At 67.8% G+C, this 25,334-nt stretch carries 24 protein-coding genes and 1 tRNA gene; 10 read left to right on the forward strand and 15 right to left on the reverse strand.

What is annotated here, in order from left to right:
* Genes BCR15_RS13635 through BCR15_RS13665 form a run of 7 tightly spaced genes read right to left on the reverse strand, consistent with a single transcriptional unit; the run spans nucleotide 1 to nucleotide 4,880 of the window.
* Complete coding sequence (locus tag BCR15_RS13635; RefSeq protein WP_068752768.1) at nucleotides 1-519, reverse strand: hypothetical protein; 519 nt, start codon at nucleotides 517-519, stop codon at nucleotides 1-3.
* Nucleotides 516-1,376 (reverse strand): ATP phosphoribosyltransferase, encoded by an 861-nt coding sequence (gene hisG / locus BCR15_RS13640; protein WP_068752769.1) that lies wholly within the window; start codon nucleotides 1,374-1,376, stop codon nucleotides 516-518. The genes BCR15_RS13635 and hisG overlap by 4 nt, the downstream gene beginning before the upstream one ends.
* Nucleotides 1,377-1,388: 12 nt before the next feature.
* The gene (locus tag BCR15_RS13645) at nucleotides 1,389-1,652 is read right to left on the reverse strand and encodes a phosphoribosyl-ATP diphosphatase (protein WP_068752770.1); all 264 of its coding nucleotides are present in this window, start codon (nucleotides 1,650-1,652) and stop codon (nucleotides 1,389-1,391) included.
* A 17-nt stretch (nucleotides 1,653-1,669) separates the two neighbouring features.
* A complete protein-coding gene (gene mshC / locus BCR15_RS13650; RefSeq protein WP_068752771.1) occupies nucleotides 1,670-2,917 on the reverse strand; it encodes a cysteine--1-D-myo-inosityl 2-amino-2-deoxy-alpha-D-glucopyranoside ligase in 1,248 nt (415 codons plus the stop codon).
* 29 nt (nucleotides 2,918-2,946) lie between these two features.
* Entirely contained in the window at nucleotides 2,947-3,684 is a 738-nt protein-coding gene (locus BCR15_RS13655; RefSeq protein ID WP_068752772.1) for an SCO1664 family protein, read from the reverse strand.
* A complete protein-coding gene (locus tag BCR15_RS13660; RefSeq protein ID WP_068752773.1) occupies nucleotides 3,681-4,202 on the reverse strand; it encodes a DUF3090 domain-containing protein in 522 nt (173 codons plus the stop codon). Before BCR15_RS13660 ends, BCR15_RS13655 begins: the two co-directional genes overlap by 4 nt.
* A 9-nt stretch (nucleotides 4,203-4,211) precedes the next feature.
* Entirely contained in the window at nucleotides 4,212-4,880 is a 669-nt protein-coding gene (locus BCR15_RS13665; protein ID WP_068752774.1) for an MSMEG_4193 family putative phosphomutase, read from the reverse strand.
* A gap of 75 nt (nucleotides 4,881-4,955) precedes the next feature.
* Here BCR15_RS13665 and BCR15_RS13670 point away from each other — a divergent pair, with 75 nt between their 5' ends.
* Complete coding sequence (locus BCR15_RS13670) at nucleotides 4,956-5,780, forward strand: undecaprenyl-diphosphate phosphatase (RefSeq protein ID WP_068752775.1); 825 nt, start codon at nucleotides 4,956-4,958, stop codon at nucleotides 5,778-5,780.
* A gap of 1 nt (nucleotide 5,781) precedes the next feature.
* On the forward strand, nucleotides 5,782-6,744 hold the full coding sequence (locus BCR15_RS13675; protein WP_068752776.1) for an aldo/keto reductase: 963 nt from the start codon (nucleotides 5,782-5,784) through the stop codon (nucleotides 6,742-6,744).
* A 4-nt stretch (nucleotides 6,745-6,748) separates the two neighbouring features.
* Here the strand turns inward: BCR15_RS13675 and BCR15_RS13680 are convergent, their stop codons facing one another.
* A complete protein-coding gene (locus BCR15_RS13680) occupies nucleotides 6,749-7,123 on the reverse strand; it encodes a DUF3224 domain-containing protein (RefSeq protein WP_068752777.1) in 375 nt (124 codons plus the stop codon).
* Nucleotides 7,124-7,220: 97 nt separating this feature from the next.
* Between BCR15_RS13680 and BCR15_RS13685 the strand changes: the two genes are divergently transcribed.
* Nucleotides 7,221-7,305, forward strand: a tRNA-Leu gene (locus BCR15_RS13685).
* A 163-nt stretch (nucleotides 7,306-7,468) separates the two neighbouring features.
* Nucleotides 7,469-8,689, forward strand: coding sequence for a site-specific integrase (locus BCR15_RS13690; protein ID WP_141680151.1), 1,221 nt, complete (start codon nucleotides 7,469-7,471; stop codon nucleotides 8,687-8,689).
* A 273-nt stretch (nucleotides 8,690-8,962) separates the two neighbouring features.
* On the opposite strand, the gene BCR15_RS13700 is transcribed toward BCR15_RS13690, so the two are convergent.
* The 5 genes from BCR15_RS13700 to BCR15_RS13720 all read right to left on the reverse strand — a co-directional run bounded on the left by BCR15_RS13700 (nucleotide 8,963) and on the right by BCR15_RS13720 (nucleotide 13,022).
* The gene (locus tag BCR15_RS13700; RefSeq protein WP_068752780.1) at nucleotides 8,963-9,310 is read right to left on the reverse strand and encodes a hypothetical protein; all 348 of its coding nucleotides are present in this window, start codon (nucleotides 9,308-9,310) and stop codon (nucleotides 8,963-8,965) included.
* A 362-nt stretch (nucleotides 9,311-9,672) separates the two neighbouring features.
* On the reverse strand, nucleotides 9,673-9,987 hold the full coding sequence (locus BCR15_RS13705; protein WP_068752781.1) for a hypothetical protein: 315 nt from the start codon (nucleotides 9,985-9,987) through the stop codon (nucleotides 9,673-9,675).
* Nucleotides 9,984-10,610 (reverse strand): hypothetical protein, encoded by a 627-nt coding sequence (locus BCR15_RS15010; protein WP_068752782.1) that lies wholly within the window; start codon nucleotides 10,608-10,610, stop codon nucleotides 9,984-9,986. Before BCR15_RS15010 ends, BCR15_RS13705 begins: the two co-directional genes overlap by 4 nt.
* 376 nt (nucleotides 10,611-10,986) lie before the next feature.
* A complete protein-coding gene (locus BCR15_RS13715; protein WP_068752783.1) occupies nucleotides 10,987-12,225 on the reverse strand; it encodes an exonuclease domain-containing protein in 1,239 nt (412 codons plus the stop codon).
* Nucleotides 12,226-12,461: 236 nt separating this feature from the next.
* Nucleotides 12,462-13,022, reverse strand: a complete 561-nt coding sequence (locus BCR15_RS13720; protein ID WP_141680153.1) for a hypothetical protein — start codon at nucleotides 13,020-13,022, stop codon at nucleotides 12,462-12,464.
* Between the two features lie 751 nt (nucleotides 13,023-13,773).
* Between BCR15_RS13720 and BCR15_RS13725 the strand changes: the two genes are divergently transcribed.
* The gene (locus BCR15_RS13725; RefSeq protein WP_141680154.1) at nucleotides 13,774-16,809 is read left to right on the forward strand and encodes an SEL1-like repeat protein; all 3,036 of its coding nucleotides are present in this window, start codon (nucleotides 13,774-13,776) and stop codon (nucleotides 16,807-16,809) included.
* A 6-nt stretch (nucleotides 16,810-16,815) separates the two neighbouring features.
* On the opposite strand, the gene BCR15_RS14780 is transcribed toward BCR15_RS13725, so the two are convergent.
* The gene (locus tag BCR15_RS14780; protein WP_141680155.1) at nucleotides 16,816-17,181 is read right to left on the reverse strand and encodes a hypothetical protein; all 366 of its coding nucleotides are present in this window, start codon (nucleotides 17,179-17,181) and stop codon (nucleotides 16,816-16,818) included.
* An 853-nt stretch (nucleotides 17,182-18,034) separates the two neighbouring features.
* On the opposite strand from BCR15_RS14780, the gene BCR15_RS13730 reads away from it, so the two are divergent.
* The 5 genes from BCR15_RS13730 to BCR15_RS13750 all read left to right on the forward strand — a co-directional run bounded on the left by BCR15_RS13730 (nucleotide 18,035) and on the right by BCR15_RS13750 (nucleotide 24,563).
* Nucleotides 18,035-19,051: a LacI family DNA-binding transcriptional regulator gene (locus tag BCR15_RS13730; RefSeq protein ID WP_256094673.1), complete on the forward strand. Its 1,017-nt coding sequence runs from the start codon at nucleotides 18,035-18,037 to the stop codon at nucleotides 19,049-19,051.
* A 68-nt stretch (nucleotides 19,052-19,119) separates the two neighbouring features.
* Nucleotides 19,120-21,447, forward strand: a complete 2,328-nt coding sequence (yicI, locus tag BCR15_RS13735) for an alpha-xylosidase (protein WP_068752787.1) — start codon at nucleotides 19,120-19,122, stop codon at nucleotides 21,445-21,447.
* A gap of 35 nt (nucleotides 21,448-21,482) precedes the next feature.
* Entirely contained in the window at nucleotides 21,483-22,742 is a 1,260-nt protein-coding gene (locus tag BCR15_RS13740; RefSeq protein ID WP_068752788.1) for a sugar ABC transporter substrate-binding protein, read from the forward strand.
* 4 nt (nucleotides 22,743-22,746) lie between these two features.
* Nucleotides 22,747-23,685 (forward strand): carbohydrate ABC transporter permease, encoded by a 939-nt coding sequence (locus BCR15_RS13745; RefSeq protein WP_068752789.1) that lies wholly within the window; start codon nucleotides 22,747-22,749, stop codon nucleotides 23,683-23,685.
* Nucleotides 23,682-24,563: a carbohydrate ABC transporter permease gene (locus BCR15_RS13750; protein ID WP_218058966.1), complete on the forward strand. Its 882-nt coding sequence runs from the start codon at nucleotides 23,682-23,684 to the stop codon at nucleotides 24,561-24,563. The genes BCR15_RS13745 and BCR15_RS13750 overlap by 4 nt, the downstream gene beginning before the upstream one ends.
* A 196-nt stretch (nucleotides 24,564-24,759) precedes the next feature.
* Here the strand turns inward: BCR15_RS13750 and BCR15_RS15400 are convergent, their stop codons facing one another.
* Nucleotides 24,760-25,320: a hypothetical protein gene (locus BCR15_RS15400; RefSeq protein WP_068752791.1), complete on the reverse strand. Its 561-nt coding sequence runs from the start codon at nucleotides 25,318-25,320 to the stop codon at nucleotides 24,760-24,762.
* Nucleotides 25,321-25,334 lie beyond the last annotated feature (14 nt).

A 25,334-nucleotide genomic window follows, 5' to 3' on the forward strand; every position in this document is an offset into this window, starting at 1 on the left:
TCAGTCGTCCTCGGGCCGCGGCGCCGGTGGCGGATCCAGCAGCGCCGGATCGACGTCGCTCGAGGTCGCGCCGCGCTCCACGAGCCAGCGGCGCAGGTCGACCAGCTTGGCCTGACCGCCGGCACCCTCGAGTGACTGGATGGCGAGCACAGGGCGGCGCTTCAGTTCGCCGTCGCCCTTGATCAGCAGGGACGCCCACGCGTCCCCGGGGCGCATGCGGACCCCGGCGATGCTGGCCACCGGATGCCGGTGCAGGAACGGCCCGTTCCGGACGACGACCTGGTCGCCGTCCGCCCAGAGCCGCGAATAGCCGATCGACAGCATGATGGCCACCATGAGGAGCACGAAGAACAGCAGCGTCCCGGCCTGGGCCCAGGTGACGCGGTCGCGGACCTCTTTGCCGAGCGCCCACCAGCCGAACAGCGCCGACGACATCAGGACGATCGAGAGCACCACGCCCGTCATGAGCGCGGGGCCGCTGGCGTAGGACAGCCGCTCCGGGAGCGGCCGCTCGCTCACAGGCGGCACGCCGCGAGCTCGGTCAGCAGGATGCCGCGAGCCCCGGCGTCGTAGAGCCGGTCCATGAGGAGGTGGGCGCCCTCGCGCGGCACCAGGACCCGGACCGCACTCCAGCCGTCCTTGGCGAGGGTGGAGACCGTCGGCCCCTCGACGCCCGGCGCGAGCGCGATGGTCTCGGCCAGGTTCTCCTGCTCAACGTTGTAGTCCATCATCAGGTAGTTCTGGGCCACCAGCACCGAGGTGAGGCGGGTCTCCAGCCCCGCGACGCCGGGTGGCAGCTCCGCGTCGGCGCGGCGGATCAGGACGGCCTCGGACGTGCAGATGGCGTCGCCGAACAGTTCCAGGCCGGCGCGCTTGAGGGTCGTGCCGGTGTCGACGACGTCGGCGACGACGTCCGCGACGCCGAGCCGGATCGCCGACTCCACGGCGCCGTCGAGCTTGACCATCTCGGCGGAGATGCCACGCTCGTCGAGGTAGGCCTCGAGCAGGCCGGGGTAGGACGTGGCGACGCGCTTGCCCGCGACGTCAGCGACAGTGAGCTGGGACCCGCCGGGGGCGGCGAACCGGAACCGGGAGCCCCCGAAGCCCAGTGCCATCATCTCGATCGCCTCGGCGCCGGAGTCCAGCAGCATGTCCCGGCCGGTGATCCCGACGTCAAGGTGGCCACGGCCGATGTAGACGGCGATGTCGCGGGGGCGCAGGTAGTAGAACTCGACGCCGTGGTCGGCGTCGATCAGCGTCAGGTCCTTGGCGTCGGTGCGCTGGCGATAGCCGGCGGCGCGCAGCATGGCCGCGGCGGGCTCGGCGAGGGCGCCCTTGTTGGGGACGGCGATGCGCAGGAGGCGTTCAGTGCTCACGGGTGGCCTTCGTCAGAGGTAGCGGTAGATGTCGTCGAGATCCAGGTCGAGGGCCAGCATCAGCACCTGCAGGTGGTAGAGCAACTGGCTGATCTCCTCGGCGGCCTGCTCCTTCGACTCGTATTCGGCGGCCATCCACACCTCGGCGGCCTCCTCCACGATCTTCTTGCCGATGGCGTGCACGCCGGCGTCGAGGCGCGCGACGGTCCCGGAGCCCTCGGGGCGGGAGCGTGCGGTCTCGGTCAGTTGCTCGAAGAGCTGGTCGAAGGACTTCACGGCCCGCAGCCTACCGTCTACAGCCGGATGCCCAGGAGTGCGTCGACGGCGGCGGTCATCTGCCGGACCGCGTCGGTGTCGTCGCTGTCGACGCTGCCGCTGGCCGCCACCCACGCGTCGACGGCGCGCAGCGCGGCGGGGGCGTCGAGGTCGTCGCGCAGCGCGCGGCGCATCTCGGCGATGGTCTCGCCGGCCGGCAGCGCCGTCGGGTTGTTGAGGATGCTGCGCCAGTGCTGGAGCCGGTCCGTGGCCGTGTCGAGCTGGTCCGCGGTCCACTCCCAGTCCGTGCGGTAATGGTGGTTGAGGAGCGCCAGCCGGATGGCCATGGGGTCCGCTCCGCCGTGGCGCAGGCGGCTCACGAGCTCGAGGTTGCCCTTGGACTTGCTCATCTTCTCGCCGTGCAGGCCCACCATGCCCGAGTGCACGAAGGCCTCCGCCATGGGTTCCCGGGACGCGGCGACCGCCTCGGCGGCGCACATCTCGTGGTGCGGGAAGATGAGGTCCGACCCGCCCCCCTGCACGTCGAAGGCGGGGCCGAGGAAGCGCAGCGAGATTGCGGTGCACTCGATGTGCCAGCCGGGGCGGCCCGCGCCCAGGGACGAGGTCCAACTGGGCTCGTCCGGCCTCGCGAAGCGCCACACGAGCGCGTCCAGGGGGTGGCGCTTGCCCGGGCGGTCCGGGTCGCCCCCGTTGTCGCGGAACACGTCGATCATGCGCGCCTCGTCGAGGTGGCTCACCCCGCCGAAGCCCGGGGCCGCGACCGTGTTGAAGTACCAGTCGGGGTGGTCGCCGTCGTCCACCTGGTAGACGAGGCCGCTGGGCAGGAGCTGCTCGATGAGTTCGATGACGCAGGAGATGGACTCCACGGCGCCGATGTAGTGGTCCGGGGGTATCACCCGCAGGTCCTGCATGTCGCTGCGGAACAGCTCGATCTGGTCCTCGGCGAGCTCCTCCCACTCCTGGCCCGTGGCGGCCGCCCGCTCCAGCAGCGGGTCATCGACGTCGGTGACGTTCTGCGTGTACGAGACGGTGAGCCCGAGGTCGCGCCACACGCGGTTGACCAGGTCGAAGGTCACGTAGGTGTTGGCGTGCCCGAGGTGGGTGGCGTCGTAGGGCGTGATGCCGCAGACGTACATCCTGGCCGTGCCCTCGGCCGGTCCCACGGGGACCACCGCCTGGGCGGCCGTGTCGAACAGGCTCAGCCGCCCGGGCACCTCCGGGGTCGGCGGCAGGGTCGGGACGGTGACAGGGGCCCAGGCATACATGTCCCCCAACTTAGCGTGTTGGTTGACGGTTAAAGCGGCGGCCACGGGATGGCGGGACGCCCCCCTCCCGGGAGCGGGAACACCCCGGAGGCGAGCACCGCGCGGGCGCGGGACCCCAGGGCCTGCCACTCCCCGTCGGTGAGGCCAGGGGCCAACGGGTCCGCCAGATCCGCCACCAGGCCCACCAGGGAGAGCTCGCCGTCGGTCAGCGGGTCGCCCGCCCATCCCCACAGGATCGTCCGCAACTTGGGCTCGGCGTGCAGGGTCAGCCCGTGGTCGACGCCGAGAATCCGATTCCCCGCCGCCAGAAGGTGGGACGCCTTGCGGTCCGCGTTGTTGGCCAGGACGTCGAAGAGGGCGACGCTTCGCAGGCGGGCGTCGTCGCGGTGGGCGAGGATGACGGGGCGGTCGTCGTCGGTGACGGCGCTGAGGATGGGCAGCCACTCGTGGGTGACGTCCTCCGGCGGGACGAGGTCGATCGCGTCGGTGGGCCCGGCGTCGATGAACAGCTGCGCGGACCCCTCGCCGAGCGGGCCCTCGCACCACACCGTCGGCGGCACCACGCCGAGCCCGAGCGCCTCGGACAGCGCATAGGCCGCGACCTCACGCCTGCCCAGCGTCTCCTCCGGGAAGTCCCACAGCGGGGTCTCCCCCGCCACCGGCTTGTAGATCCAGCGGGTGCCGGCCGAATCCTCGGCGAGGAAGGTGCCGTTCGAGGCGTCGAGCAGCCTCCCGACGAGCCGGAGGTCACCCGCGGGCGCCGTCATGTGAACAGCGGCCCGCGGTAGCCGTTGGCCCGGGGGCAGATGTGCCCGGACGGGTCGAGCGGCTGCCCGCAGGCCGGGCAGGCCGGCCGCCCGGATGCGACCACCAGCTCGGCGCGGGCGGAGAAGTCCCGCGCCATCGTCGGGGTGAGGAGCACCTGGACCAGCGAGTTCTCGTCCGTCTCGTCGTCGACGTCGACCGAGAACAACTCCACGACGATGCGCCCGCGTTCCTGGTCCCAGGCGAGACCGATCGCGGCCGCACGGAAGGCCACCTCGACGGGCGCGTCCAGGGGCCCCATGTCAGCCGGTTCGCGCCGCTCGGGCACGTCGTGGCCCAGCTCGGACAGCTGGTCCAACACCTCGCCGACCCGCAGCCCGAGCAGCTGCGCCTGCTGCTTCTCCAGCGCCACGGCGGCCAGGCGGTTGCCCTGGGAGACCTGCAGCAGGAACAGCCGCTCCCCAGGCTTGCCGACGGTGCCGATGATGCAGCGGTCCGGGCGGTCGAACTCCAGCAGCATGATCCCAGCCTAACCGCGCGCCCGGGACCCCGGGGCGACGTCGCCACCGCCGACGCTCGGCGCGGTACGGGCCGCCAGCAGGGCGGCGAGGTCGCCGCCGGCGTTGATGCAAAGCACCAGCGGCCGCTCGGCCCCGTATTCGACGACGCTCACCCCGGCCGGAGCGACGTGCAGGCGTTGGAAGTCGTCGAACGGCATGCCGCACGCGTGGGCCAGGACGGCCTTGATCGGGTCGCCGTGCGAGAACACGACGACGACCTCGTCGGCGCCGTGCCGGGTCGCCACACCGGCGACGCCGGACGTGCACCGTTCGAACATCTCCAGCATGCTCTCGCCCCCCGGGAAGCGCACCGACGACGGGGAGGCCTGGATGGTGGACCACAGTCCGTCACCGGCGAGGGTCGCCAGCGACGACCCGGTCCAGTCGCCGTAGTCGCACTCGGTCAGGTCGTCGAGCAGGCCGGCGTCCGGGAAGCCGGCGAGTGCCGCCGTCTCCCGGCAGCGCTGGACGGGCGACGTGTACGCGGCCGCGACGCGGATCCCGCGCAGCAGGTCCCGCAGGGCGGCGGCCTGGGCGCGACCGACGTCGTCGAGGCCCACGCCGGCCATCCGGCCGGCGAGCACGCCATCGGCGTTCGCCGTCGAGCGACCGTGCCGGATCAGCACCACCTTCGTCATGGCCGCCAGCGTAGTCGTCGCGGCGCAACGCCCCGGCGGTACAGTTGGCGGTCGGCTGAACGAAGGGACTGTGACGTGGGCTGGTTCGAGGCGATCGTGTTGGGCGTGGTCCAGGGGTTGACGGAGTTCCTGCCGATCTCGTCGAGCGCCCATGTGTCGATCGTCGGGCAGCTGCTGTTCGAGGGCCGCGACCCCGGCGCCGCCTTCACCGCCGTGACTCAGCTGGGGACCGAGACCGCCGTGCTGGTGTACTTCCGCCGCGACATCGCCCGCATCATCACGCAGTGGTTCGGCAGCCTCCGCGGCACGGTCGACCGCTCGGACCCCGACGCCCGCATGGGCTGGCTCGTCATCCTCGGCTCGGTGCCCATCGTGGTGCTGGGGCTACTGTTCCAGGACGCGATCGACACGTCGCTGCGCAACCTGTGGATCACCGTCGCGATGCTGGCCGGGGTCGCGATCTTCCTGGCCGTGGCGGACCGTATGGCGAGCGACAACACGCGCGACCTCACTCGGCTGACCTGGCGCGACGGCGTCCTGTTCGGCCTGTTTCAGGCCGCGGCCCTCATCCCCGGGGTGTCGCGCTCGGGCGCCACCATCTCGGGCGGCCTCTTCCTCGGATACACCCGGGAGGCGGCCACGCGCTACGCCTTCCTGCTCGCCATCCCGGCGGTCTTCGGGTCAGGGATCTACAAGCTCAAGGACATCGGCGCCGACGAGAGCGCCGCCTGGGGCCCGACGATCGTCGCCACGATCCTCGCCTTCTTCATCGGCTACGCCGTGATCGCCTGGCTGCTGCGCTACATCTCCACGCACAACTTCCGCATCTTCGTCCTCTACCGCCTGATCCTGGCGGCCGTCGTCGCCGTGCTGATCCTCACCGGCGTCCTGCAGGCCTGAGATGCAGCACCGTCCGCTGGGCTCGTCGGGGCTGCAGGTGTCGCGGCTGGGCCTCGGCACCATGGCCTGGGGCCGCGACGTCGAATGGCCGCAGGCCAGGGACCTGCTGCGCGACTTCGTCGACGCCGGCGGCACCCTCGTGGACACCGCGCCCGCGTACGGCGCGGGCGTCGCGGAGAAGATGGTCGGCAAGGCTCTCGCGGGCGGGCTCCCCCGCGAGGCGCTCGTCATCGCCACCAAGGCTGGTTTCGTGATCCGCGACGGGCGGCGCGTCATCGACACCTCGCGGGGGGCGCTGCTGTCCGACCTCGAGCAGTCACTCCGGCGGCTGGGGACGGATCACGTGGATCTCTGGCAGGTGCACGCATGGGGCGACGCCCCCCTCGAGGAGACGCTGTCGGCCCTCGACTCAGCCGTCGCCCGGGGAATGGCGCGGTACGTGGGCGTGTCCAATTTCGTGGGCTGGCAGACGGCCACCGCCGCGACGTGGCAGGACGCGGACCGGGCGAGGACGCCGATCAGCAGCGTCCAGGTCGAGTACTCGCTGCTGGCGCGTCGCGCGGAGGTGGAGGTGGTGCCCGCGGCGAGGCACCACCGCCTCGGGCTGCTGGCGTGGTCCGCGCTCGGTCGCGGCGCGCTCACGGGCAAGTACCGCGGCGGCCGGCTCCCGCGCGACTCCCGCGCCGCCTCGGATCACTTCGGCTGGTTCCTGGAGCCGTATCTCCAGCCCAGGTCCGCCGCCATCGTCGACGCGGTCGCGCACGCGGCGCAGGGCCTGGGGCTGACCCCGGGCCAGGTCGCGTTGATGTGGGTGAGGGACGCGCCGCAGGTGGCATCTGCCCTCGTGGGGCCGCGCACCACCGACCAGCTGGCCGAGCTGCTCGACGCGGAGGACAAGACCCTCGTGCCGCCCATCGTCTCAGCGCTCGACGACATCTCTGGCGGCGCCAACGCCTATCGGTGACCCGTCATACGACGTCGAAGACGACGTGGTGGATGCCCGCGTCATCAATGGTGAGGCTGAGGGTGCCGGTGGCGCCGGCGAGGTCACCGGTGCCGCTGCCCGGCACCAGCTCGTAGCGGAGTTCCTGGACGCCCTCGCGCATGCTGCCGAACTGCTGGAACGCGACCGATCCCTGGCGGCCGCCGATCTGCCCCTCGAACATCTCGAGGGCGACGTAGCCGGCCTCGCCCTCCGTCGGCTCGCCCGCGGACAACATGAAACCGCGGCTCGCCCCCGCGGCGTCGCCCGACCAGACCTTGACGAACTCGAAGCGGCGCGTGCCCGGCAGGAGCCCGTCCTCGGGCGTGATCTCGATCTCGAACGTGGCGTTGACGACCATAAGACCTCCTCGACGGGTCACAGCCTACGGCGATTTGCGAACCCCCACCCGCGACCTGCTAGAGTTCCTTGTCGCTCCCCCATCGGGGGTGTCACTCGTCCGGGTGGCGGAATAGGTAGACGCGCTAGCTTGAGGTGCTAGTGCCCGTTAAGGGCGTGGAGGTTCAAGTCCTCTCTCGGACACTTTTCTCGACCCCTAGTCAGAACGGCGAAACGCCGGATTGACTAGGGGTTTTGCTTTTGAAGGGCTCCTTCAGGCTCCGTCAGACTGGGTCAATCTGTAGCATCTTGATCGCACGTTCATCGCACGTTCGTCGCACGAATTTGACGGCTGGGGGTGGGGCAGATGAGGTTCGGGTACGTTCGCAAGCTCCCGAGCGGCCGGTACCAGGGGAGCTATTTGGGGCCCGATGGGAAGCGGCACAACGGCCCCAGCACCTTCACCCACAAGGCAGACGCCCAGGCCTGGATCACGGGTGAGCGACGACTTGTGGAGTACGGCGCCTGGACCAGCCCCGCGGCACGCGCTGAGGCTCTGAGGGAGGCCGAGCAGGCCGAGGCTGAGCGGGCGGCGGCCGAGGCCCGAGCCATCGAGGTGCTCCAGAACACTCCAACGGTCAGTGAGTGGATCGAGAGGTGCATCAGTGAGCGTCAGTCCCGGTCCCGACGCCCGATCAAGCAGACCACGGCAGACAACTATCGCAAGCTCGCACGGCTGAATGTGACCGGGACTCCTCTGGGCGGCATGCGGGTGACCGAGGTGCGGCGCGCTGACGTCCATGAGTGGAGATGGGACGGGCCGCCCAGCCGCACCCGAACCCAGGGAGCGAAGGCGTACGAGCTGCTCGTGTCGGTCTTCGACGACGCCGTTGTGGCCGAGCTGATCGAGACCACGCCGTGCACCTTGAGGGGGGCTGGGTCACCCGAGCGGTCTCGTGAGCCGGAGTCGTTGTCGATGGAGGAGGTCGACCGCTTCCTCGCGGCGATCGACCTGCCGTGGGCGCGCGCGGCGCTGACCATCCAGGTCACGTGTGGCCTGAGGATCGGGGAGGTGCTGGCGTTGCGGGCGAAGGACCTCGACTTGGAGGCCGGCACAGTCACCGTCGCCGGGACTGTGGCCAAGATCGGCGAGTCGGGGCAACGCTCGCTGGTGGTGCAGGCGCCCAAGACCCGGGCATCACTTCGGACGCTGTCGCTCCTGCCCGACACGACGCCCGAACTGCGCCGGTGGCGACGTTCACTGGGCGAGCTCAAGCCCACTGCGTTGCTGTTCGCTGACCACGTCGGCAGGCCACTCAACGACGATGTGCTGCGACGCGTGCAGAAGAAGGCCGCAGCCAGCATCGGCCGCGCGGAGTTGAAGGATCACGATCTGCGCGCCACAGCAGCCACCCTGGCAGCGGCCGCCGGGGCGTCGGTGCGGGAGATCCAGTCGATGCTGGGCCACACGACGCCCTCCATGGCCCTCAAGTACCAGACGGCGACCAGGGAACGTGACGCTGAACGAGCCCGGAACATGTCGCTGCGATGGCAGGACGCACGAGCCGCATCGCCGTCGCCGGAGTGACAGCTCAGCGCTGCGCGAGTGCGGGCGACGCCGACAAGACAGGCCCCCGCGATGGCGGCGGGAGCGGCTAAGGCGCCATGAAGGGGCGTTCGCCTCGAAGCAGAGCGTCGATCTCATTGAGGTCCACCAGCACGCGGTAGCCGTTCTTGTAGCGGGTGAGTCTGCCCTCGGCAAGCCGGCGCTCAAGCGAGCTGCGAGAGGACCTGCAGTACTCAATCGCCTCCGGAAGCGTGGCATACCGGGGTGGCTGCGACGAGCGCGGGGCCCTGGCCATCAGCGTTCCACCTGGCCATTGCGGTGTGGATCGGGCAAGTCATCGGCTTGCCGCACCGTGCCAGTATGGCCAATGCCGCGGATCAGGCGCCTGGCCTGGCGGGCGTCGAGGCCACACAACTCCGCCGCCTCGTCGACGGGCATTCCCTCGGTCGAGGTGAGATGGACGAGGGCTTGGCCGAGGCGAGTCTCAGCCTCCCGGACGGCTCGGTCCCGGTTCAGGATGGCTGCGGCCGCATCCAGCACCTCAGTCTTGATCCTCGCCTCCCGTGCCATCAGTTCCTCATGCCGTCTCACGAGCTGGCTTTGTACCTTGAGGCGGGCCTCGCTACGGGCGCTCTGAGACATCACAGGGCTCCTTCCAGTGCGACGGAGGACCGGCAGTCCGTCCTTATACTGCTAAAGAACCCCCGACGAGCCGACGGGTAGCGGAACCCACTTGTCTCGGGTGGTGCGCCGCTCCGGTCGTAACAGCCTTCACCGAGCGTCACACTCCCCTGTAGTCGGACAGCTCATTACCTTGGCCGCGGAAGGCCGATCTCCCTGAGGGTCGTCGGATCACTCCTCGTCCGGCGGTGGCCACGGTCGTGGGCATGATGGTGTCGAACCCGGCGGGGTGGATGGTGCTCGTCACGGCTGGGCGGCGACGTTCGTAGGTCGCATCGACGAGGCGGGCGAAGGCCTCCGCGGCGGCTTGCCCGAGCGGAGACTCACGCTTCCTGAAGCTCCCCCTCTGAGCTCTGGTCGTCGACCACGGCCGCATCCTGGCCGATCCTGAGGAGACGCACCGGTCCCAGGAGGCCATGGTCGCGCACCTGGGTTTGCTGGGGCAGGGACTCGCCCGCCAGCATCATGGCCAGGAAGTCCGTGGTGTCGTCGTAGTAGCCGCGCGCGAGGAGCCGGTTGTTGAGGGAGCTCGCCACTCGGACCCGGAGGTCGTTTTCGCCGCTGCGGACCTCGTCGGAGATGTCGACGCGCGGGCAGGAGGTGTCGAAGCCGTGCCACCGCGCGCCGTTGACGCTCACCGCTCCCAGCCCGCCCGCAGTGGAGCCGAGGTAAGGCGCTCCTCGGGGCGCGGCGCATGGTCGAGGGACAGCGTCGTCGTGTACTCGCCGATGCCCGACACCTCGGGCCCCACCTCGTCGATATCCCGCCACGGGAGCGGCGGACTGGGACCCACCTCGATCCGGGTCACGGCCGTCGTCGGGAGGACCTCCCGAGTCTCGTACCCCAGGCCCCGGTCCTCCGGAAGGGTGACGTCGTCGCCGGCATCCCAGCTCTCGATCCAGGCCTCCAGATCGGCCATGACCTCAGTCCGCTTTCCGGGCACGTCCGTCGGGGCGTCACTGCGATCCAGGGTGAAGAGCGCGACCTCACCGGGCGCCAGAGTGACCGTGACCAGGGTGTGGTCACCGTACCCTCGGGAGGCGTGCGAACGGATGGCTCCGCTCCAGGGATCGATGCGGTGAACGACCCCAAGTCCCGGGAGCCTCAGCGTCACCGTCGTCGGCTCCCCGGTCTCGTACAGGAAGTGATACGCGTACAGGTGGGTGAGGTCGCCGTCGTCGCGCAGGTGGGTGAGGACGCTGCGGTTCTCGTCGGCGAACCCGGCGCGGGCCTCGACGCCCAGCCCGCGCAGCGCCGCCACGGTGGCAGCCTGGTCGACCGCGGTGACAGTGGGCAGTTCCAGCAGCGCCTCGGACCTCTCGGACGCGCCAAGCCAGTCTACCGGCAGCTGACCCCCTGGGATTCGCAGCGGCGCGGACCAGGACCCTCCGCCATCGCCCCCGACGAAGGGCTGGCTTGGCGCGTCCGAGAGGTTGGTGTGACGGCCCAGAACTTGCCGGCGTGGCGCCGGATCGTGGACGCGGAGATCCTGCGCGAGGGCCCAGCTGCCAGCGCTGCTCCACCCGATCCGGCACGTTGCCGATCTGGGTCCAGCCCACCAGGTCCGCCGATCGCCAGATCGGCACCCCGGGGAAGTACTCGACCTCGAGTTGCTTGTGCACCGACCCCATGGGTGTTCAGTCAGCGCTAGCCTCAAGGCGATCCATGAGCTTCGCGAACGCCGCCTCGTCAACAATCGGCACACCGTACGAACGCGCCTTCGACGCCTTGCCGCTGAGCGAGTCCGGATCCGCGGCCACCAGGAGTTTCGTCGACCTCGCCAGGCCGGCAGGCTGCAGCCCGACCGCGCGCGCACGCGCCTCCCACACTGAGCGTTCCATGCGCATCTCACCGGTGAACGTCACGCGATCCCCAACCGTCAGCGAGATACCCGAGATGACAAGCCCATCGGCGCCATCGTCGCCGGCCGCACCTGCCAGGGCGTCGTCAACGTCGTGCTGCGCCAATCCCAGGCAGGCTGCCGCCCGATCCAGTTCTGATCGTTCGTCTGCGGTGAGGATTCCATCCTCAAGCGCGACGGCGGCCATCGCGTGCAGGTATTCCGCGTGGAGCGCCAACACCTGCGGCCTGCTCAGCACCGAGGACTGCGCCGCCTCCACAAGCTGATCCTGCTCGTGGAGCGATAGGTACCCGTCGAGCATGGCCATCTCGAGCACCGCGAGGTATGAGTCGACCCGCGAGTCAGCCGAACGTGGCATCCGCGCGACGATCCGGTCGAGCCACCCGTCGGCCCGTTCCGGCTGGCGATCCGCCCGCACCTTGTAGGTCAGCGTGTGCGCCGCCGGACGGGGTGCGGGCCAGCGGAACGCCCGGGCAGCGCTGATCTCGTCCCCCCACATCGGCCGCCCGCCGCATCGGTCCAGGTAGCTCGCGAGGAGCTGGGCCGTGGCGAAGGCGTCCGCCAGGGCGCTGTGCTCCCCGACGATCTCGATACCCGCGCTGGCGCAGCAATCGCGCAGGCGGCGGCTCGATCCCGGGAGGAACGCTCCGGACCAGCGCATGGTGCACACCGACGGCGGCGTCCGCTCCCCCACCACGTAGCCCACGCGCTCCAACTCCGCCGCCAGGAACCGCATGTCGAAGCTCGCGTTGTGCGCCGCCACGATCCTGCCGGCAACAGCGTCGAGCAGTGCCGGAGCGACATCATCAAACGTCGGCGCGGTCAGCACGTCCTTCGCGGTGATTCCGTGGATCCTCGAGGCGCCGACATCCCGCTGGGGATTGACAAGCGTGCTCCACGCGTCGTACACCTCCCCCTCATGGCTGACCTTCACGACGCCGATCTCGACGATCCTGTCGCCGTAGCGCGGGCTGAGCCCCGTGGTTTCGAAGTCAATGACGGTGTAGCCGGCCATTCATCCCCCTTGAGTAGGCGATATCAACCTAGCCACAGGGGAAGACAGTTCCTGACCCAGGGTCGCACAACTTCTCTAGCCAGCCCCTACGAATACCCCTCGCGGTGCGGACGAGGGTCTGCGACCCCCCGACCTCCCTCGTCCCCCGACTCGCCTTCTCCGATTGGGTTGTGTGCAGACGCACGTGGATGGGTGGCGGAGCCATCTGGCTCCGCCACCCATCGCACGTTCCGCAGTCAACCCCGCAACCACACCGTGCAGCTCACCCACCGTCGCCCGGAGGTTCTCCGCCTCAGCGATCGCAGTCTCGGCGCGTGACTCGGCAGAGTCACGAGCGCGCTGCACCTCATCGACGCGACCGAGGGCAGCGTCGCGCTGCTCAACGGCGTCCAGCAGCTCGCTCTGGGCAACCTCATGGTCGCCGCGCAGCTCGCCTGAACCTCCCGAGCCGCTTCCTGGTCGGGGGCCATCGCGGCACGCAAAGCGGCGAGTTCATCCGACAGCTGGTCACGGGCCTGGGTCGTCTCGGCCAGGTCGAGGCGTACCTGGTCGAGGGTGGCAGTGAGCTGCTCGAGAGACACTGTGGCCTCGGAAGCGGCCGCGTCCGCTTCGGCCTTCTCCGCTTCGGCGCGGCGCTGGGCCTGCTCGGCCCGGGTGGCGCGGGCGTGGGCGCTCGCGACCTGCTCGGCGGCCTCGCTGGAAACCGCTTCAAGTTGCGCCTCGACAGCCTCCGGGTCCCCGACGGTGCGGAGCTCGTCGACCAGGACACTGAGCTGCTGACCCAGGTGCTCGATCATCCCCGTGACCTGACCGGTGATCAAACTCGCCCGCTGCCGGGCCGCGTCGACCGGATACGCCTCAACGAGCCGAGGCGTATCCGCCTGCTTCTGCCGGGCACGCCACGCGGCCGCCTGCGTCCCAACGAGGGACAGTCCGGACTTCCTCACGAGCGCGCACCCAACTCAGCGTCAGGTGGGCGGGTCGTTCTGCGCGCTCCAGCACCAGCCAACGTGTGGCAATCTCGGCGCTGGCGATGGAGGCCCACGCCGCGATCCAAGACAAGACGAGGCTAAATCGAGGACCCGTAGACCGGCCCGTGTCACAGCGCTACAGCCGTCGATCTGGTGCCTGTGACGCGCGAGTGTGGACTTACCAGCCGCAACCGGCGGCTCACAGGAAGGTCCTAGAAGTGTCCGTCACCACCGCTCGCCCCAGCAGGAAGCCGAAGCATCTCCGGCGCTGCGACGCCTCCTCGAAGCTCCGATTCCGAGACCATGACGAAGCGATCGCGTCTCTGCATCACGCCGTCAACGCACGACGCCGCGCTCAGCTCGATGGCGCCACGACCGGCCGGCGCGAGATCCGTGCCTATCAGTGTGAGTGGTGCCGAGGCTGGCACCTCACCTCCCAAACCGCTTGGATGCCCGGATCGCCCGATGGAATCGATTGGTTGGTGGCGGCGTGATGTCCCGTCGAACTCATCAGCGGGTTGTCGGCCGCCGCGATTGGATCGCCTCTGCCACCATGGGACTGGCGAGGGGGGATGCGATGTCGAAGGAGCTCAGTCAGTCGATCACCGCGTGGTGGCGGGGACTCAAGGCTCACCTGGGTGTCTCCGACGAGGAGATCGCCTCACGGATCGAGGCGCTGGCGTGGCGTGCGGGTGGCGGCGCCCCGCAGCCGGTGGATCGGAAGAACGTCTCGGCATGGCGCTCCCGAGGTCAGTTCCCACCCCAGGACCCCCGACTCCAAGCGGCTGTGGTCCAACTCATGGAGCAGACGGCTCGAACGGCCGGGGCCCCCGAGGGCGTGGGCAGGTGGACTGCCCCCGGCGAGTTGCATCGTGCGTGGGTCGCTGCTCGTGCGGCCTTGGAGGACGCGCCAGTGCCGCGGACAGTGGAGGCCAATGCGCGCAAGACCGAGCGCCTGGCAGATGTCCTCATCGGCAGTGCGGACCGAAGGGTCGAGGAGGCCACAACAGCTGAAGGGATGCGGGCCGGCTTCTGGCAGGGGTCCTGGGTGACCGATGACGCGACGCCGCCGTACGTTCCCCGCACGCTCGACAATGCCCTGCGCACCCGGATCCAGGATGCGGCAGGCTCCAGGAGCGGCGGGCTGGTCGTCGTCGTCGGGCCGCCGAAGTCGGGGAAGACACGCTGTGTGCTGGAGGCTCTTCGTGCGACACTGCCCCACCGTCGGCTCTGGCAGCTCAACGCCGTCGACGGCGCGCTCGATGCAGCCGTCGCCGCCGTCGCCAGTGATGGTGGGCGTCGTGGGCCATTCGAGGCAGATGAGGTCGTGGTGCTGCTCGACGACCTACAACGTCACAACTTCCACACCGCGTCTGGCGTCAACGACAAGACACTCGGGCGGGCGGTGGCTGCGGGACTGCTCGTGGTGGCCACCCTGCACCAGGAGACTCTGGACGAAATGCGTTCCTACGCCCGTGACCGCACGCGCGCAAGCAGGAGTGAGGAGTTGTCCATCGGCGCCACTCCAAAGCTGATCGCCATGTTGACCGACGCCCGGATGGATCTGCTCCCCTCCCTGAGCCACGAGGAGCTCGACGGAGTCCCTGAAGAGTTGTCCCAACGAGACGGGCTCCGTGAGGTGATCGGGGTGCGGCGGGCGCGCTTGCCCGAGCTTCTCGCAGCGGTCGACGCTCTCGAGGAGCGGGCGCTGCAGGGGAAAGCGAACCGCGCCAGGCCGGAGTTGGCCGCTATCCTGCTGGCGGGGATCGACGCCCACTACCTGTATCGGGCTGGAGCGACGCTCTCCGAGTTGGAGCAGCTGACCCACTGGGCCTTCCAGCACCTGTTCCCCACCCGTCACTGGGATCCGTTCATGTTCCCCCCTGCGTTCGAGTGGGCGACAACAGCCATCGGTGGAGCCGGCTCGGCCCATGCGCTCCTTGTTCCAACCTCCCCAGGAGCCCCGCAGTACGGGCTCTTCGACCCACTGGTTCGGCGCCTGGTCCCCGGCCGCTGGGATGTGACACACCTCACTCCCCACGTGGAACTTTTTGATCCCGAGACGTGCCACATGGTCATTCGACATGCATCTGTCATGGGTTTGGCCGAAGAGATGCGGTGGGCGGAGCGGGCAGCGGAGTCCGGGAACCCAGATGCGATGCTCGTCCTCGCAGGTCTGTTTCGGCGCGCTGGGAATGTTGGTTTGGCCGAAGCGTGGTACCTGAAGGCCGCCGACGGCGATGATCAACTGTCAGCTTCCATGAGCCTCTTCGATCTCGCAGAGCTGCATGCCGAGCGGGGAGATCTGGTCAACGCTGAGAACTACCTGCTCCGGGCCGCCGAGATCGATCCCAACCTGGCCAGTCCCCTCGGCCATATCGCGGCGTATCACAGGAACCGGGGTGACCGGGACGCCGAGGAGCGGTGGCTTCTACGAGCGGCCTGGACTGAGGACACGCGAGCCAAATACCAAGTCGCTCGGATGTACTTTGAGCGTCACGAGTCCGAGCTTGGTCAGCGCTGGCTCTCCCGAGCGATAGCGACACCCTACGGTGACTACTGCTACGCCTGGAGCCTGAAGTACCCGTCCGCCACAATGCGCAGCAACCTCCTCGATCAGGCAGCATTCATGCGACACCCTGAAGCGATGCGGCATCTCGCCGAGACCCTTGACGCGGAGGGCGACCACGAGCGGGCAGCTGACCTGCTGGAGCGTGCGAATAATCCGAGTGACCCGCGGGACCTGCTCGCACGGGGAGTGATGCACTACGTGCGCAACGAGAATGACGCCGCCAAAGTGTGGTTGTCGCGCAGTGCGGAGCTCGAGGAACCCGAAGCGCTGTTCCTCCTCGGCACACTGCAGCCACCCGATCAGCGTGAGACCTGGTTCACCCGAGCGTCAAACCTGGGACATGCCGGGGCGATGGCCTGGCTTGGCGCGATCCTGTCGACGCGGGGAGAGAGTGACGAAGCTAGGAGTTGGTGGCTTCGGGCAGCAGCACAACATGACCGCTATGCCTTTCACCTCCTTGCGCTCCATGCCGAGGATCCCGCCGAGGCTGAGCATTGGTGGCGGCAAGGTGCCGAGCTGTTCGACTTGGACAGCTACCTGGGCCTCGCACGTCACTACTGGAGCGAAGGGAACACCGATCAGGCCGAGGTTTGGTTCAAGAAGGCCAGCATCCGCGGGAGTGCAGACGCCATGATTGCGCTGTACGCCCTCTACAGTGCTCGCGGCGACACAACCCAAGCTGACCCGTGGCTGACGAAGGCCACGCACCTTCACGACCCCGGAGCCACCGCGCTGCGCGGGATCGTCGAATGGGATGCGGGGAACCGAGAAGAAGCCCAAAAGTGGTGGGCGAAGCTCACCTTGATGGACGGCGAGGACGCCAAGAAGGCGATGGCTACGGTAGGCATGGCGCTGGTTGCCGCCGACGAGATCGACAGAGCTGAGCTGTGGCTGATGGCCGCAGACCAGACCCTGAGTCAAGCAATGGTGCAACTTGCCGACCTGGCGGCGGCGCGCGGAGACTCGGAGGGAGCAGAACGCTGGCGGGAACGCGCAGCTGCAGCCGAACGACCTCGGGACGATGACGACGAAATGACATAACGAGGGTTATCGGTCACCAGGTGATGGTGACGAAAGCCCTTTGCACAGCGTGTCCTCGGGGAGGTCGAGCTGATCGCTCACCCACAGCCCGGCAGCGGCCTCGGCAGCAGGTCTCGCGGCCGACAGCGTCGGCTCAACGCCACCTGCCACACGAGTCACATGGACGTTGCCGCCAGCGCGGTAGACGGTGACAGTCCATGACCAGCGGCCCGCGGTGCCCCGCTGAGCCATCAACTGAAGATCATGCCGCTCCGAGATCGCAAGGCTCACCCCCCACGCGGAACGCGCGCCGCGGCGCACATGGCTCCACTCATACGGCGGCAGCGGCACGTCGTCACGGGTGACGAACTGCCGACGTGCCTTGGGCGTCATGTCACACGACTCTACGCTTCCCAATGGAGACGCACGGACGGCCCTAGTTGCGCTGAGCCGCGATACTGACGGGGCGCTCGGAACAGACTGAGATACTCATGTCGACAGTACGTTTGCGCGATGGACGTGTCCGTGATGACCGAGCAGCAGCGCCTCGACCTCTTGAACGCCGACTATGACGGGCTTCGTCGAGCTCAGGGAGGAAAGCCGGTCTGGCTCATCTCTCAGGTCGAAGGTGGACGTCTCTGGGACGCGACCTTGACCGCGTTCGTCCAGGGCAACTGGGTTGCAGCCGTGCTGACCGCCCAGGCGACCTGCGAACGCGGACTCGCTGCGCTGCTCTACAGCTTGTTCATGCAGTCGACTCCTCCAACTGGCTGGGAACGCTGGGACTTGGGCTCCCTCGTCAGGTTCTGCCGCAAGGAGGAACTCGTCAACGACGCGCTCCTCGATGAGGTGGAGGTGCTGTGCGAGGAGCGGAAGCCCTACGGCCACTGGCGAGGTCCACTCGCGGAAGGCTCGCTCATGAAGGTCGTGATGGACGCCCTCGATCAAGGCGACAGTGCAGCGCCGGACGCCATCATGGAGCGCCACCTGGCGGCACTCGCCTACCGGTCGACCCTGACCGCCATGCGTGTCCACTTCGGTGACTTGATAGACCCCGACAAGCACCAACGCGACGCCTTCGGGGAACGCCGCTCACAGGCTGCCGCGCCGCAGGTCCACACCTCCGTCATAGAGCGACTAAGACAGGTCCTCGCCCCAGGATTCTCAATATTTGACACGGCGCAGATCAAATCATATTATGAGGTGTCGATCCGGTTCGACAGTAGCGCGCACGAGGAGGTGCAGGATGCCAAATATTGGCGATGTGGCCCGACACTTGGGTGTGAGCCGCTCGACGGTGTCCTACGCTTTGAGCGGCAAGAGGTCGATCTCGTCGGAGATGAAAGCTCGTGTTCAGGCTGCTGTCCGGGAGTTGGAGTTCTATCCGTCGGCCAGTGGTCGCGCGCTGGCCACCGCGCGGACCAACACCCTTGCTCTTCTGGCCCCGATGGCGGAGAACGCAACGCCGGAGGTGGCGCTGCAGTTCGTCAGCGGCGTGGTCCAGTCTGCTCGCTCGTTCGGCTACGACATCCTCCTGGTCACCGGCGAGGAGGCGTTTACCAGTGTCGACCGCCTCGATCGGGCGAGGCAGGTGGACGGGTTCGTGATCCTCGACGTGGAGGACTCGGACCCGCGGGCTTTGGCGCTCCAGGAGAACGGGGCTGCCTGTGTCCTGGTGGGCATGCCCGAGGGTGTCACGGATCTTGACCGGGTTGACTTGGACTGGCGGGAGGCCGGTACGAGCCTGCTCGAGGCGCTAGCGGGAGCGGGTCATCGTCACGTGGGTTTGGTCGGGGCCCCGTCTGTCGCGTATGACCTTGGGATGACCTACGCAGCCCGGTTCCGTGACGGGGTCGCTGCAGCCGCGCAACGGATGCAGGTCCGGGTCACCGAGGTCCCGGCGCACAACGACTTCTTCGAGACCATCGCCACGATCCGAGCGCTGTTGGAGACTGAGGCTGGCATCACTGGCCTGGTGATTCAGCATGAGGCCGCGGTGGCGCCCGTGTTCTCTGCCCTCAAGACCGCGGGCTACGAAGTCCCCCGGGACTACTCGGTCGTGGGCATGTCGATTGACAAACTCGGCTTCCAGTTCGCGCCTCCGACCTCGGGGATCGTGAACTCGTCTACGGAGATCACCCGGCAAGCCGTCTCGTTGCTGATCGAACGTCTCGAGGATCCCGCGTTGGAAGCGCGTTCCATCCTGATCAGTCCCGAGTATCGGGATCTGGCCACGGTGGCACCCCCCAGGCCGACGGCCTGACGAAGCAAATACACAAGTGAAGCCGTGTTCTCAGACACGTCTTCGAACCGGTTCGAATAAGGAGATTCATGAAGTTCACCGAGGGCTACTGGGTGAAGAAGCAGGGCTTCACCGTGGAACACCCCCGCCAGGTGCAGGAGGTGGTGCCGTCCGGCGCGGGGTTCGTGGCCTACTCGCCTACCCGTGTGGTGCGCCGGCACGGTGACGAGCTCGACTCGCCGATGGTGACCACCACCGTTGAGGCGGTTGCCGCTGACATTGTGCGGGTGCGAATCGAGCACTTCCAAGGGGCCGGTGACAGCACGCCACACTTCCCGCTGACCGTTGATCCCGAGGTCGCCCACACTGCACAGGCAGAGGGCAGCACCGGGTCGGTGCGGGCGGGTGATTTGGAGGTCAGCGTTGCCGGTGCCGATCAGTACACGTTGACGTTCCGTGGCGGCGGCCGCACCCTCACCTCGGCCATTCCCCGCAGCACCGGCCTGGTCACTGCCCCCGATGGTCAGGTCTATGTGCACGAGCAGCTGACGCTTGCCGTGGGTGAGAGTGTCTATGGGCTCGGTGAGCGTTTCGGTCCTGTGGTGCGCAACGGTCAAAGTGTCGAGATCTGGAACGACGACGGCGGCACGGCGACTGAGCACGCCTACAAGAACGTTCCCTTCTACTTCACCACAGCCGGATACGGGGTCTTCATCAACCATCCTGAGCATGTCTCGCTCGAGGTGGCGTCGGAGATCAACACGCGTGTGCAGTTCTCCGTTCCGGGCCAGCAGCTGGAGTACTTCGTCATCTACGGGCCTTCCCCCAAGGACATCCTGCGCAAGTACACCGCGCTGACGGGTCGTGCTCCTCAGGTCCCGGCCTGGTCCTACGGGTTGTGGCTGTCGACGTCGTTTACCACCGACTACAGCGAAGCGACCGTCAACGGCTTCGTCGACAAGATGGAGGAGCTCGAGCTCCCGCTGAGCGTCATCCATTTCGACTGCTACTGGATGCGCCCGTCCCACTGGTGCGACTTCACCTGGGATCCGCAGAAGTTCAGTGACCCCGAAGGGATGCTCGCCCGCTACCACGACCGTGGTCTCAAGGTGTGCGTGTGGATCAACCCCTACATCGGACAGCGGTCCCACCTCTTCGCTGAGGGGATGAAGCACGGCTACCTGCTGAAGCGGGCCGACGGAACGGTCAGGCAGTGGGATCACTGGCAATCGGGCATGGCGTGGGTCGACTTCACCAATCCTGCAGCTCGGCAGTGGTGGAAGGACGAACTGAAGAAGCTGATGCGCCAGGGCGTCGACGCGTTCAAGACCGACTTCGGAGAACGCGTCCCCACCGATGTGGTGTGGCATGACGGGTCTGACCCTCAGCGGATGCACAACTACTACTCCTACCTCTACAACCAGGCCGCGTACGAGGCCATCGCGGAGGAACGCGGCCAGGACGAAGCCATCGTGTTCGCCCGCGCAGCCACGGCAGGCGGACAGGCCTTCCCCGTCCACTGGGGCGGCGACTCCGAGCCCACCTTCGTGTCGATGGCCGAAACGCTGCGCGGCGGCCTGTCCCTCGGGATGTCTGGATTCGGGTACTGGAGCCACGACATGGGCGGCTTCGAAGGCACCCCCAACGACGAGGTATTCATCCGGTGGTTCCCGTTCGGGATGCTGTCCTCACACAGCCGTCTCCACGGGTCCCACTCCTACCGTGTGCCCTGGAACTACGGCGAGACGGCCGTCGAGGTGGCCCGCCGGTTCATCGCGCTGAAGAACCGTCTCATGCCGTACCTGATGACCCATGCCCAGGACGTCACCGACGCCGGCGTCCCGCTGATGCGCCACACGATCCTGGAGCACCCGGCCGACCTCGGCGCGGTTCATGTGGACACCCAGTACTTCCTGGGACCAGATCTGTTGGTCGCCCCCGTCTTCACCGAGTCCGGGGACGTCGACGTGTACCTCCCCACCGACGGCTGGACCGACATCCTCACCGGCGACCACCTCCCGACCCGCGGCTGGGTACGTCAGGTTCACGACCTGACCACCCTCCCGGTGCTGGTCCCCGACGGCACAGTGCTGCCGATCGGCGCCACGACGGACCGACCCGACTACGACTGGTGCGACGGGCTCAACCTGTACCTCGTTCGGCCGCAGGAAGGCACCCGCACAGTGCGGGTCCGCCACCGATCCGGCGGATTCGCCGAGTTCTGCGTCACCCGCGACGGCGACGAGGTCACCGTGACCGCGACCGGAACACAGCGTCCCTGGCACGCAGTCCTGGTCGGCCACTCCCCCAGCCACCTCGTCGCCGGGACCACCAGCGACGCCCCCACCGCGTCCGAGCTCACCTCGGGCACCGTCCTGTCCCCCCACGACAACACCTTGATCTTCCGTCTCGGATGAGCCGGATCAACCCAGCCCCACGAAAGGACACCTCCATGGGCAACAGCACCACCAAGTGGCGCACATTCGGGATCGCAGCGCTGACGCTGGCATCCCTGACCCTCACCGCCTGCGGCGCCAACCAAGACACCACAGGCACCGCACCCGCATCTGCCACCGCCGCCGGCAGCAGCGAAGAAGTGGTCCTGGAAGTGTGGGACTACCTCGGCCAAGGCGCCAGCCACACCGCCATGGAGAGTGCCGTGGCGGCCTTCGAGGAGGCCAACCCGGGCATCACGGTCAAGCGCACCTCGTTCGCCTACGGCGACCTCGCCAAGGCCATCGTTCAGGGTGGCGTCGGTGGCTCAGTCCCCGACGTGGCCATCGTCGACGTGGTCGACACCCAGAACTTCGCCTCGCTGGGGCTGTTGCAGGACGTCACCGAGCAGGTCGGCGGCCTCGCCAGCGACTTCTACGAAGGCCCCTGGTCGAGCACGCAGGTCGGCGGCAAAACCTACGGACTGCCGCTGAACAGCAACAACCTGGCCCTCTACTACAACAAGGACATGTTCGACGGGGCGGGCCTCGAAGCCCCGACGACGTGGGACGAACTGCGTTCCACCGCCAAGGCCCTCAGCTCGGCCGACACCGCCGGAATCGCTATGAGTGGCGTCAAGAACGAGCAGGGCACCTTCCAGTTCCTGCCCTTCCTGTGGCAGACCGGCGGCGATCTGGACAGCTTCGACACCGACGGCGCCACCGCCCTGCAGTTCCTCAAGGACCTGGTCGATGACGGATCGATGTCCAGCTCCGTGGCGAACTACTCCCAGGAGGATGCCCGCACCCAGTTCGTCAACGGCAAGGCAGCCATGATGATCAACGGACCGTGGGAACTGCAGAACCTCAAGGAAGCAGGCATCAACTACGGTGTCGCACCCCTGGCCGCAGGAGAAGAACCCGCCACCGGACTCGGCGGCGAGAACGTGGTGACCTTCGCCCAAGCCGCCCAGCCCGAAGCAGCGGTCCAGTTCCTCGAGTACCTCACCAGCACCGAAGGCGCACAGATCTACTGCGACGAATCAGGTCAGCTCTCCAGCCGCGTCGACCTCGAAGGCAAGCTGGCCCTGTCGTCGGATCCCGACATGCAGGTCTTCGAAGCCCAGATGGCCTCCGCTCACGCCCGCGCCTACGGAGCCAAGTACAACGAGATCTCGGCCGCCGTGCAGGAATCCCTCCAGAAGGTCCTCACCGGAGCAGCTTCCCCCGCAGACGCCGCCTCCGAAGCCGCCCAGACGATCACCCCCCTGCTCCCCTGATCCCATGACCACCCGCCTCGCTCCCGAGGCCACGACGCCAGCCAGGCGCCGCCGCTCCGCTCACGCAACGAGCATGCGGCGCCTGGGCCTGGCCCTGGCCGCCCCCGCACTCATCTACATCGCCGTGTTCCTGGCGTTCCCCCTGCTGTACAACTTCTACCTCAGCGTCACCGACGCCCAGGGAGCCAACCTCATCTCCGGCTCCCTCCAGTTCATCGGCGCCGCGAACTACGGCACAGTCCTGGCCGACCCCGAGTTCTGGCACTCCGGGCTCCTCAGCCTCATCTTCACCGTCGCCTGCCTCGTGCTGCAGTACGTGTTCGGGTTCGCTCTAGCGCTGTTCTTCCGCAAGCCCTTCCCCGGCAACGGACCCATCCGCGCGCTGCTGCTGGTGGGCTGGATCCTGCCCCCGGTCGTGACCGCCACCGTCTTCCGATGGGTCTTCGACACCGACTACGGCGTCCTCAACCACTTCATGACCACTCTCGGCCTCATCGACGAACCCGTCCGCTGGCTTTCCCAAGGCGCCACCGCGATGATCGCTGTCATCATCGCCAACCTGTGGGTCGGCATCCCCTTCAACATGCTGCTGCTGCTCTCCGGACTCCACCTCATCGACGACTCCCTCTACGAAGCGGCCTCCGTCGACGGCGCGTCACGCTGGCGCCAGTTCACCAACATCACCTACCCCCTCATGGCCCCGGTGTCCATCTCCGTACTGCTCCTCGGAGTGATCAACACCTACAAGGTGTTCGACCTGATCTACACCATGACCCGCGGAGGACCCGTCAACTCCACCACCACCCTGCCGATCTACACCTACCTGGAAACCTTCAGCTTCTTCCAGTTCGGCACCGGCGCAGCCGCATCAGCCCTGACGCTGATCCTGCCGCTCGCACTGTCCTACTTCTACGTCAAGAGCCTCAACGAGGAGGAGAGATGACCACGCCTCCAACCACCCCGAGAGCCGCCCGCCCCCCAATGCGCCGCTCCACCGCGAAACGCTCAGCGGCACTCAAGTCCGCCATCGCGTGGCTCATCGCAGCTGCCTACCTGTTCCCGGTCTACTGGATGATCAACACGTCCCTCAAAACCGGCAAAGACATGTTCGCCGTACCCCCCCAGATGGTCCCAGAAGACCTCTACCTCGGCTCATACGCCGCGGTCTTCTCCCCCACCTACGGGATCCCGCAAGCGTTCCTCAACAGCACCATCATCGCCACATCCGTCCTCGTCCTGACCCTGCTGATCGCGATCCCCGCCAGCTACGCCGTCGCCCGACTCCGAGGCCGGGTCACCACCTCGATGATGATCATGCTCACCGTCGTGCAGCTGCTGCCAGCCATCGCGATATCCGTCCCCCTCTTCGTCATGTTCCGACAAGCCGGCCTGATCAACTCCTACCTCTCCATGATCCTGGCCGACATCTCCGTCACACTGCCCTTCGCCGTGATCCTGCTCCGCCCCTACTTCAAGATGTTCCCCTACGAAGTCGAAGAAGCAGCCAGAATCGACGGCCTCAGCGCCATCGGAACCATCATCCGCATCGTCATCCCCACCATCCGCCCAGGGATCATCATGATCGGATCCTTCGCGTTCCTCATGGCCTGGGGAGAGTTCACATTCGCCCTCACCCTCACCACAGAACAATCAATCCAACCCCTCACCGTCGCCCTCAACCGCATCATCGGCCAATACGGAACAGCCTGGAACGACCTCATGGCAACAGCCGCCGTCATCGCAGCACCCGTCCTCATCCTCTTCATCGTCCTCCAGCGATACATCGTCGCCGGCCTGGCAAGCGGTGCAACCAAGGGCTGACATCCGCACCACAGACCCAGGGTTGGACCGGGTCGTGACAGCCCGGTTCCGAGCCCCGGACCGGGGGGACCGCATCCGCCACCGAGGTCGCGCGGATGACCGATCCCCCGTGGGCTGGGTGGGTGGCGACAGGATCTCCACCCTCGAGACGTAGATGACATGGACATGCCCCGGGCGCCTCTACCAGTGCACGCGGCTAGAGAGCCCTGAGTGTCATCGTGTCCTCGACCTCGGCGGTTGGGTCGACATCACGACTGAAGAGGCGAAGCCGGCGCGCGACCGCATCGTCGCCGTTGTGGCGGGTGTGGGCGGCGCGACCAGGCCACGGTTGGTGCTTCTCCTCGCACGCGCGGCGTTGGTCGCGGCTGCGGTCGAGGTAGCCGGGCAGGGCGTAGCGGTGCCACTCCTCCGACGGCAGCGGGCCGGTGGCCTCCCCGGCCTGGAACCGCAGGAAGGCGAGAGTACCGAGCTCCCGGACCAGGGGTGGATGTTCAGGCCAACAGGATGGGGTGTGGTCTGCGGAGTACCAGGCGTGTTGGGTGTTGAGCCAGATGACGAAGGCGTCGAGCCATAGCCAGATGTCCCACCTGAGGTCGGGGTCGGCGATCGAGGTGATGTCCCAGGGTCGGGGCAGGATCTCGCCGGTGGCCATGATCGCCTCGGCGGCCTCTCCCCCGCGGGCGAGGATCGCGAGGTCGACCAGGGCGGCGAGTATCCGCTCCGAGGGTTCGGGGAACGGCTGAAGAAGGTGAGTCATCGGGGCAGGTCCTT

It is taken from the genome of Tessaracoccus lapidicaptus, from assembly GCF_001693815.1.
GTDB classification, from domain to species: Bacteria; Actinomycetota; Actinomycetes; order Propionibacteriales; family Propionibacteriaceae; genus Arachnia; species Arachnia lapidicapta.

What these genes read in the sequence shown, in the direction of transcription:
- BCR15_RS13720 (WP_141680153.1), bottom strand. Translation starts at nt 13,022, where the DNA reads ATGATCGAGCACCTGGGTCAGCAGCTCAGTGTCCTGGTCGACGAGCTC.
- BCR15_RS13740 (WP_068752788.1), top strand. Translation starts at nt 21,483, where the DNA reads ATGGGCAACAGCACCACCAAGTGGCGCACATTCGGGATCGCAGCGCTG.
- BCR15_RS13660 (WP_068752773.1), bottom strand. Translation starts at nt 4,202, where the DNA reads ATGCTGCTGGAGTTCGACCGCCCGGACCGCTGCATCATCGGCACCGTC.
- yicI (WP_068752787.1), top strand. Translation starts at nt 19,120, where the DNA reads ATGAAGTTCACCGAGGGCTACTGGGTGAAGAAGCAGGGCTTCACCGTG.
- mshC (WP_068752771.1), bottom strand. Translation starts at nt 2,917, where the DNA reads ATGTATGCCTGGGCCCCTGTCACCGTCCCGACCCTGCCGCCGACCCCG.
- BCR15_RS13655 (WP_068752772.1), bottom strand. Translation starts at nt 3,684, where the DNA reads ATGACGGCGCCCGCGGGTGACCTCCGGCTCGTCGGGAGGCTGCTCGAC.
- BCR15_RS13690 (WP_141680151.1), top strand. Translation starts at nt 7,469, where the DNA reads ATGAGGTTCGGGTACGTTCGCAAGCTCCCGAGCGGCCGGTACCAGGGG.
- BCR15_RS13675 (WP_068752776.1), top strand. Translation starts at nt 5,782, where the DNA reads ATGCAGCACCGTCCGCTGGGCTCGTCGGGGCTGCAGGTGTCGCGGCTG.
- BCR15_RS15400 (WP_068752791.1), bottom strand. Translation starts at nt 25,320, where the DNA reads ATGACTCACCTTCTTCAGCCGTTCCCCGAACCCTCGGAGCGGATACTC.
- BCR15_RS13700 (WP_068752780.1), bottom strand. Translation starts at nt 9,310, where the DNA reads ATGTCTCAGAGCGCCCGTAGCGAGGCCCGCCTCAAGGTACAAAGCCAG.
- BCR15_RS13730 (WP_256094673.1), top strand. Translation starts at nt 18,035, where the DNA reads ATGCCAAATATTGGCGATGTGGCCCGACACTTGGGTGTGAGCCGCTCG.
- BCR15_RS13725 (WP_141680154.1), top strand. Translation starts at nt 13,774, where the DNA reads ATGTCGAAGGAGCTCAGTCAGTCGATCACCGCGTGGTGGCGGGGACTC.
- BCR15_RS13680 (WP_068752777.1), bottom strand. Translation starts at nt 7,123, where the DNA reads ATGGTCGTCAACGCCACGTTCGAGATCGAGATCACGCCCGAGGACGGG.
- BCR15_RS13750 (WP_218058966.1), top strand. Translation starts at nt 23,682, where the DNA reads ATGACCACGCCTCCAACCACCCCGAGAGCCGCCCGCCCCCCAATGCGC.
- BCR15_RS14780 (WP_141680155.1), bottom strand. Translation starts at nt 17,181, where the DNA reads ATGACGCCCAAGGCACGTCGGCAGTTCGTCACCCGTGACGACGTGCCG.
- BCR15_RS13715 (WP_068752783.1), bottom strand. Translation starts at nt 12,225, where the DNA reads ATGGCCGGCTACACCGTCATTGACTTCGAAACCACGGGGCTCAGCCCG.
- BCR15_RS13665 (WP_068752774.1), bottom strand. Translation starts at nt 4,880, where the DNA reads ATGACGAAGGTGGTGCTGATCCGGCACGGTCGCTCGACGGCGAACGCC.
- BCR15_RS13745 (WP_068752789.1), top strand. Translation starts at nt 22,747, where the DNA reads ATGACCACCCGCCTCGCTCCCGAGGCCACGACGCCAGCCAGGCGCCGC.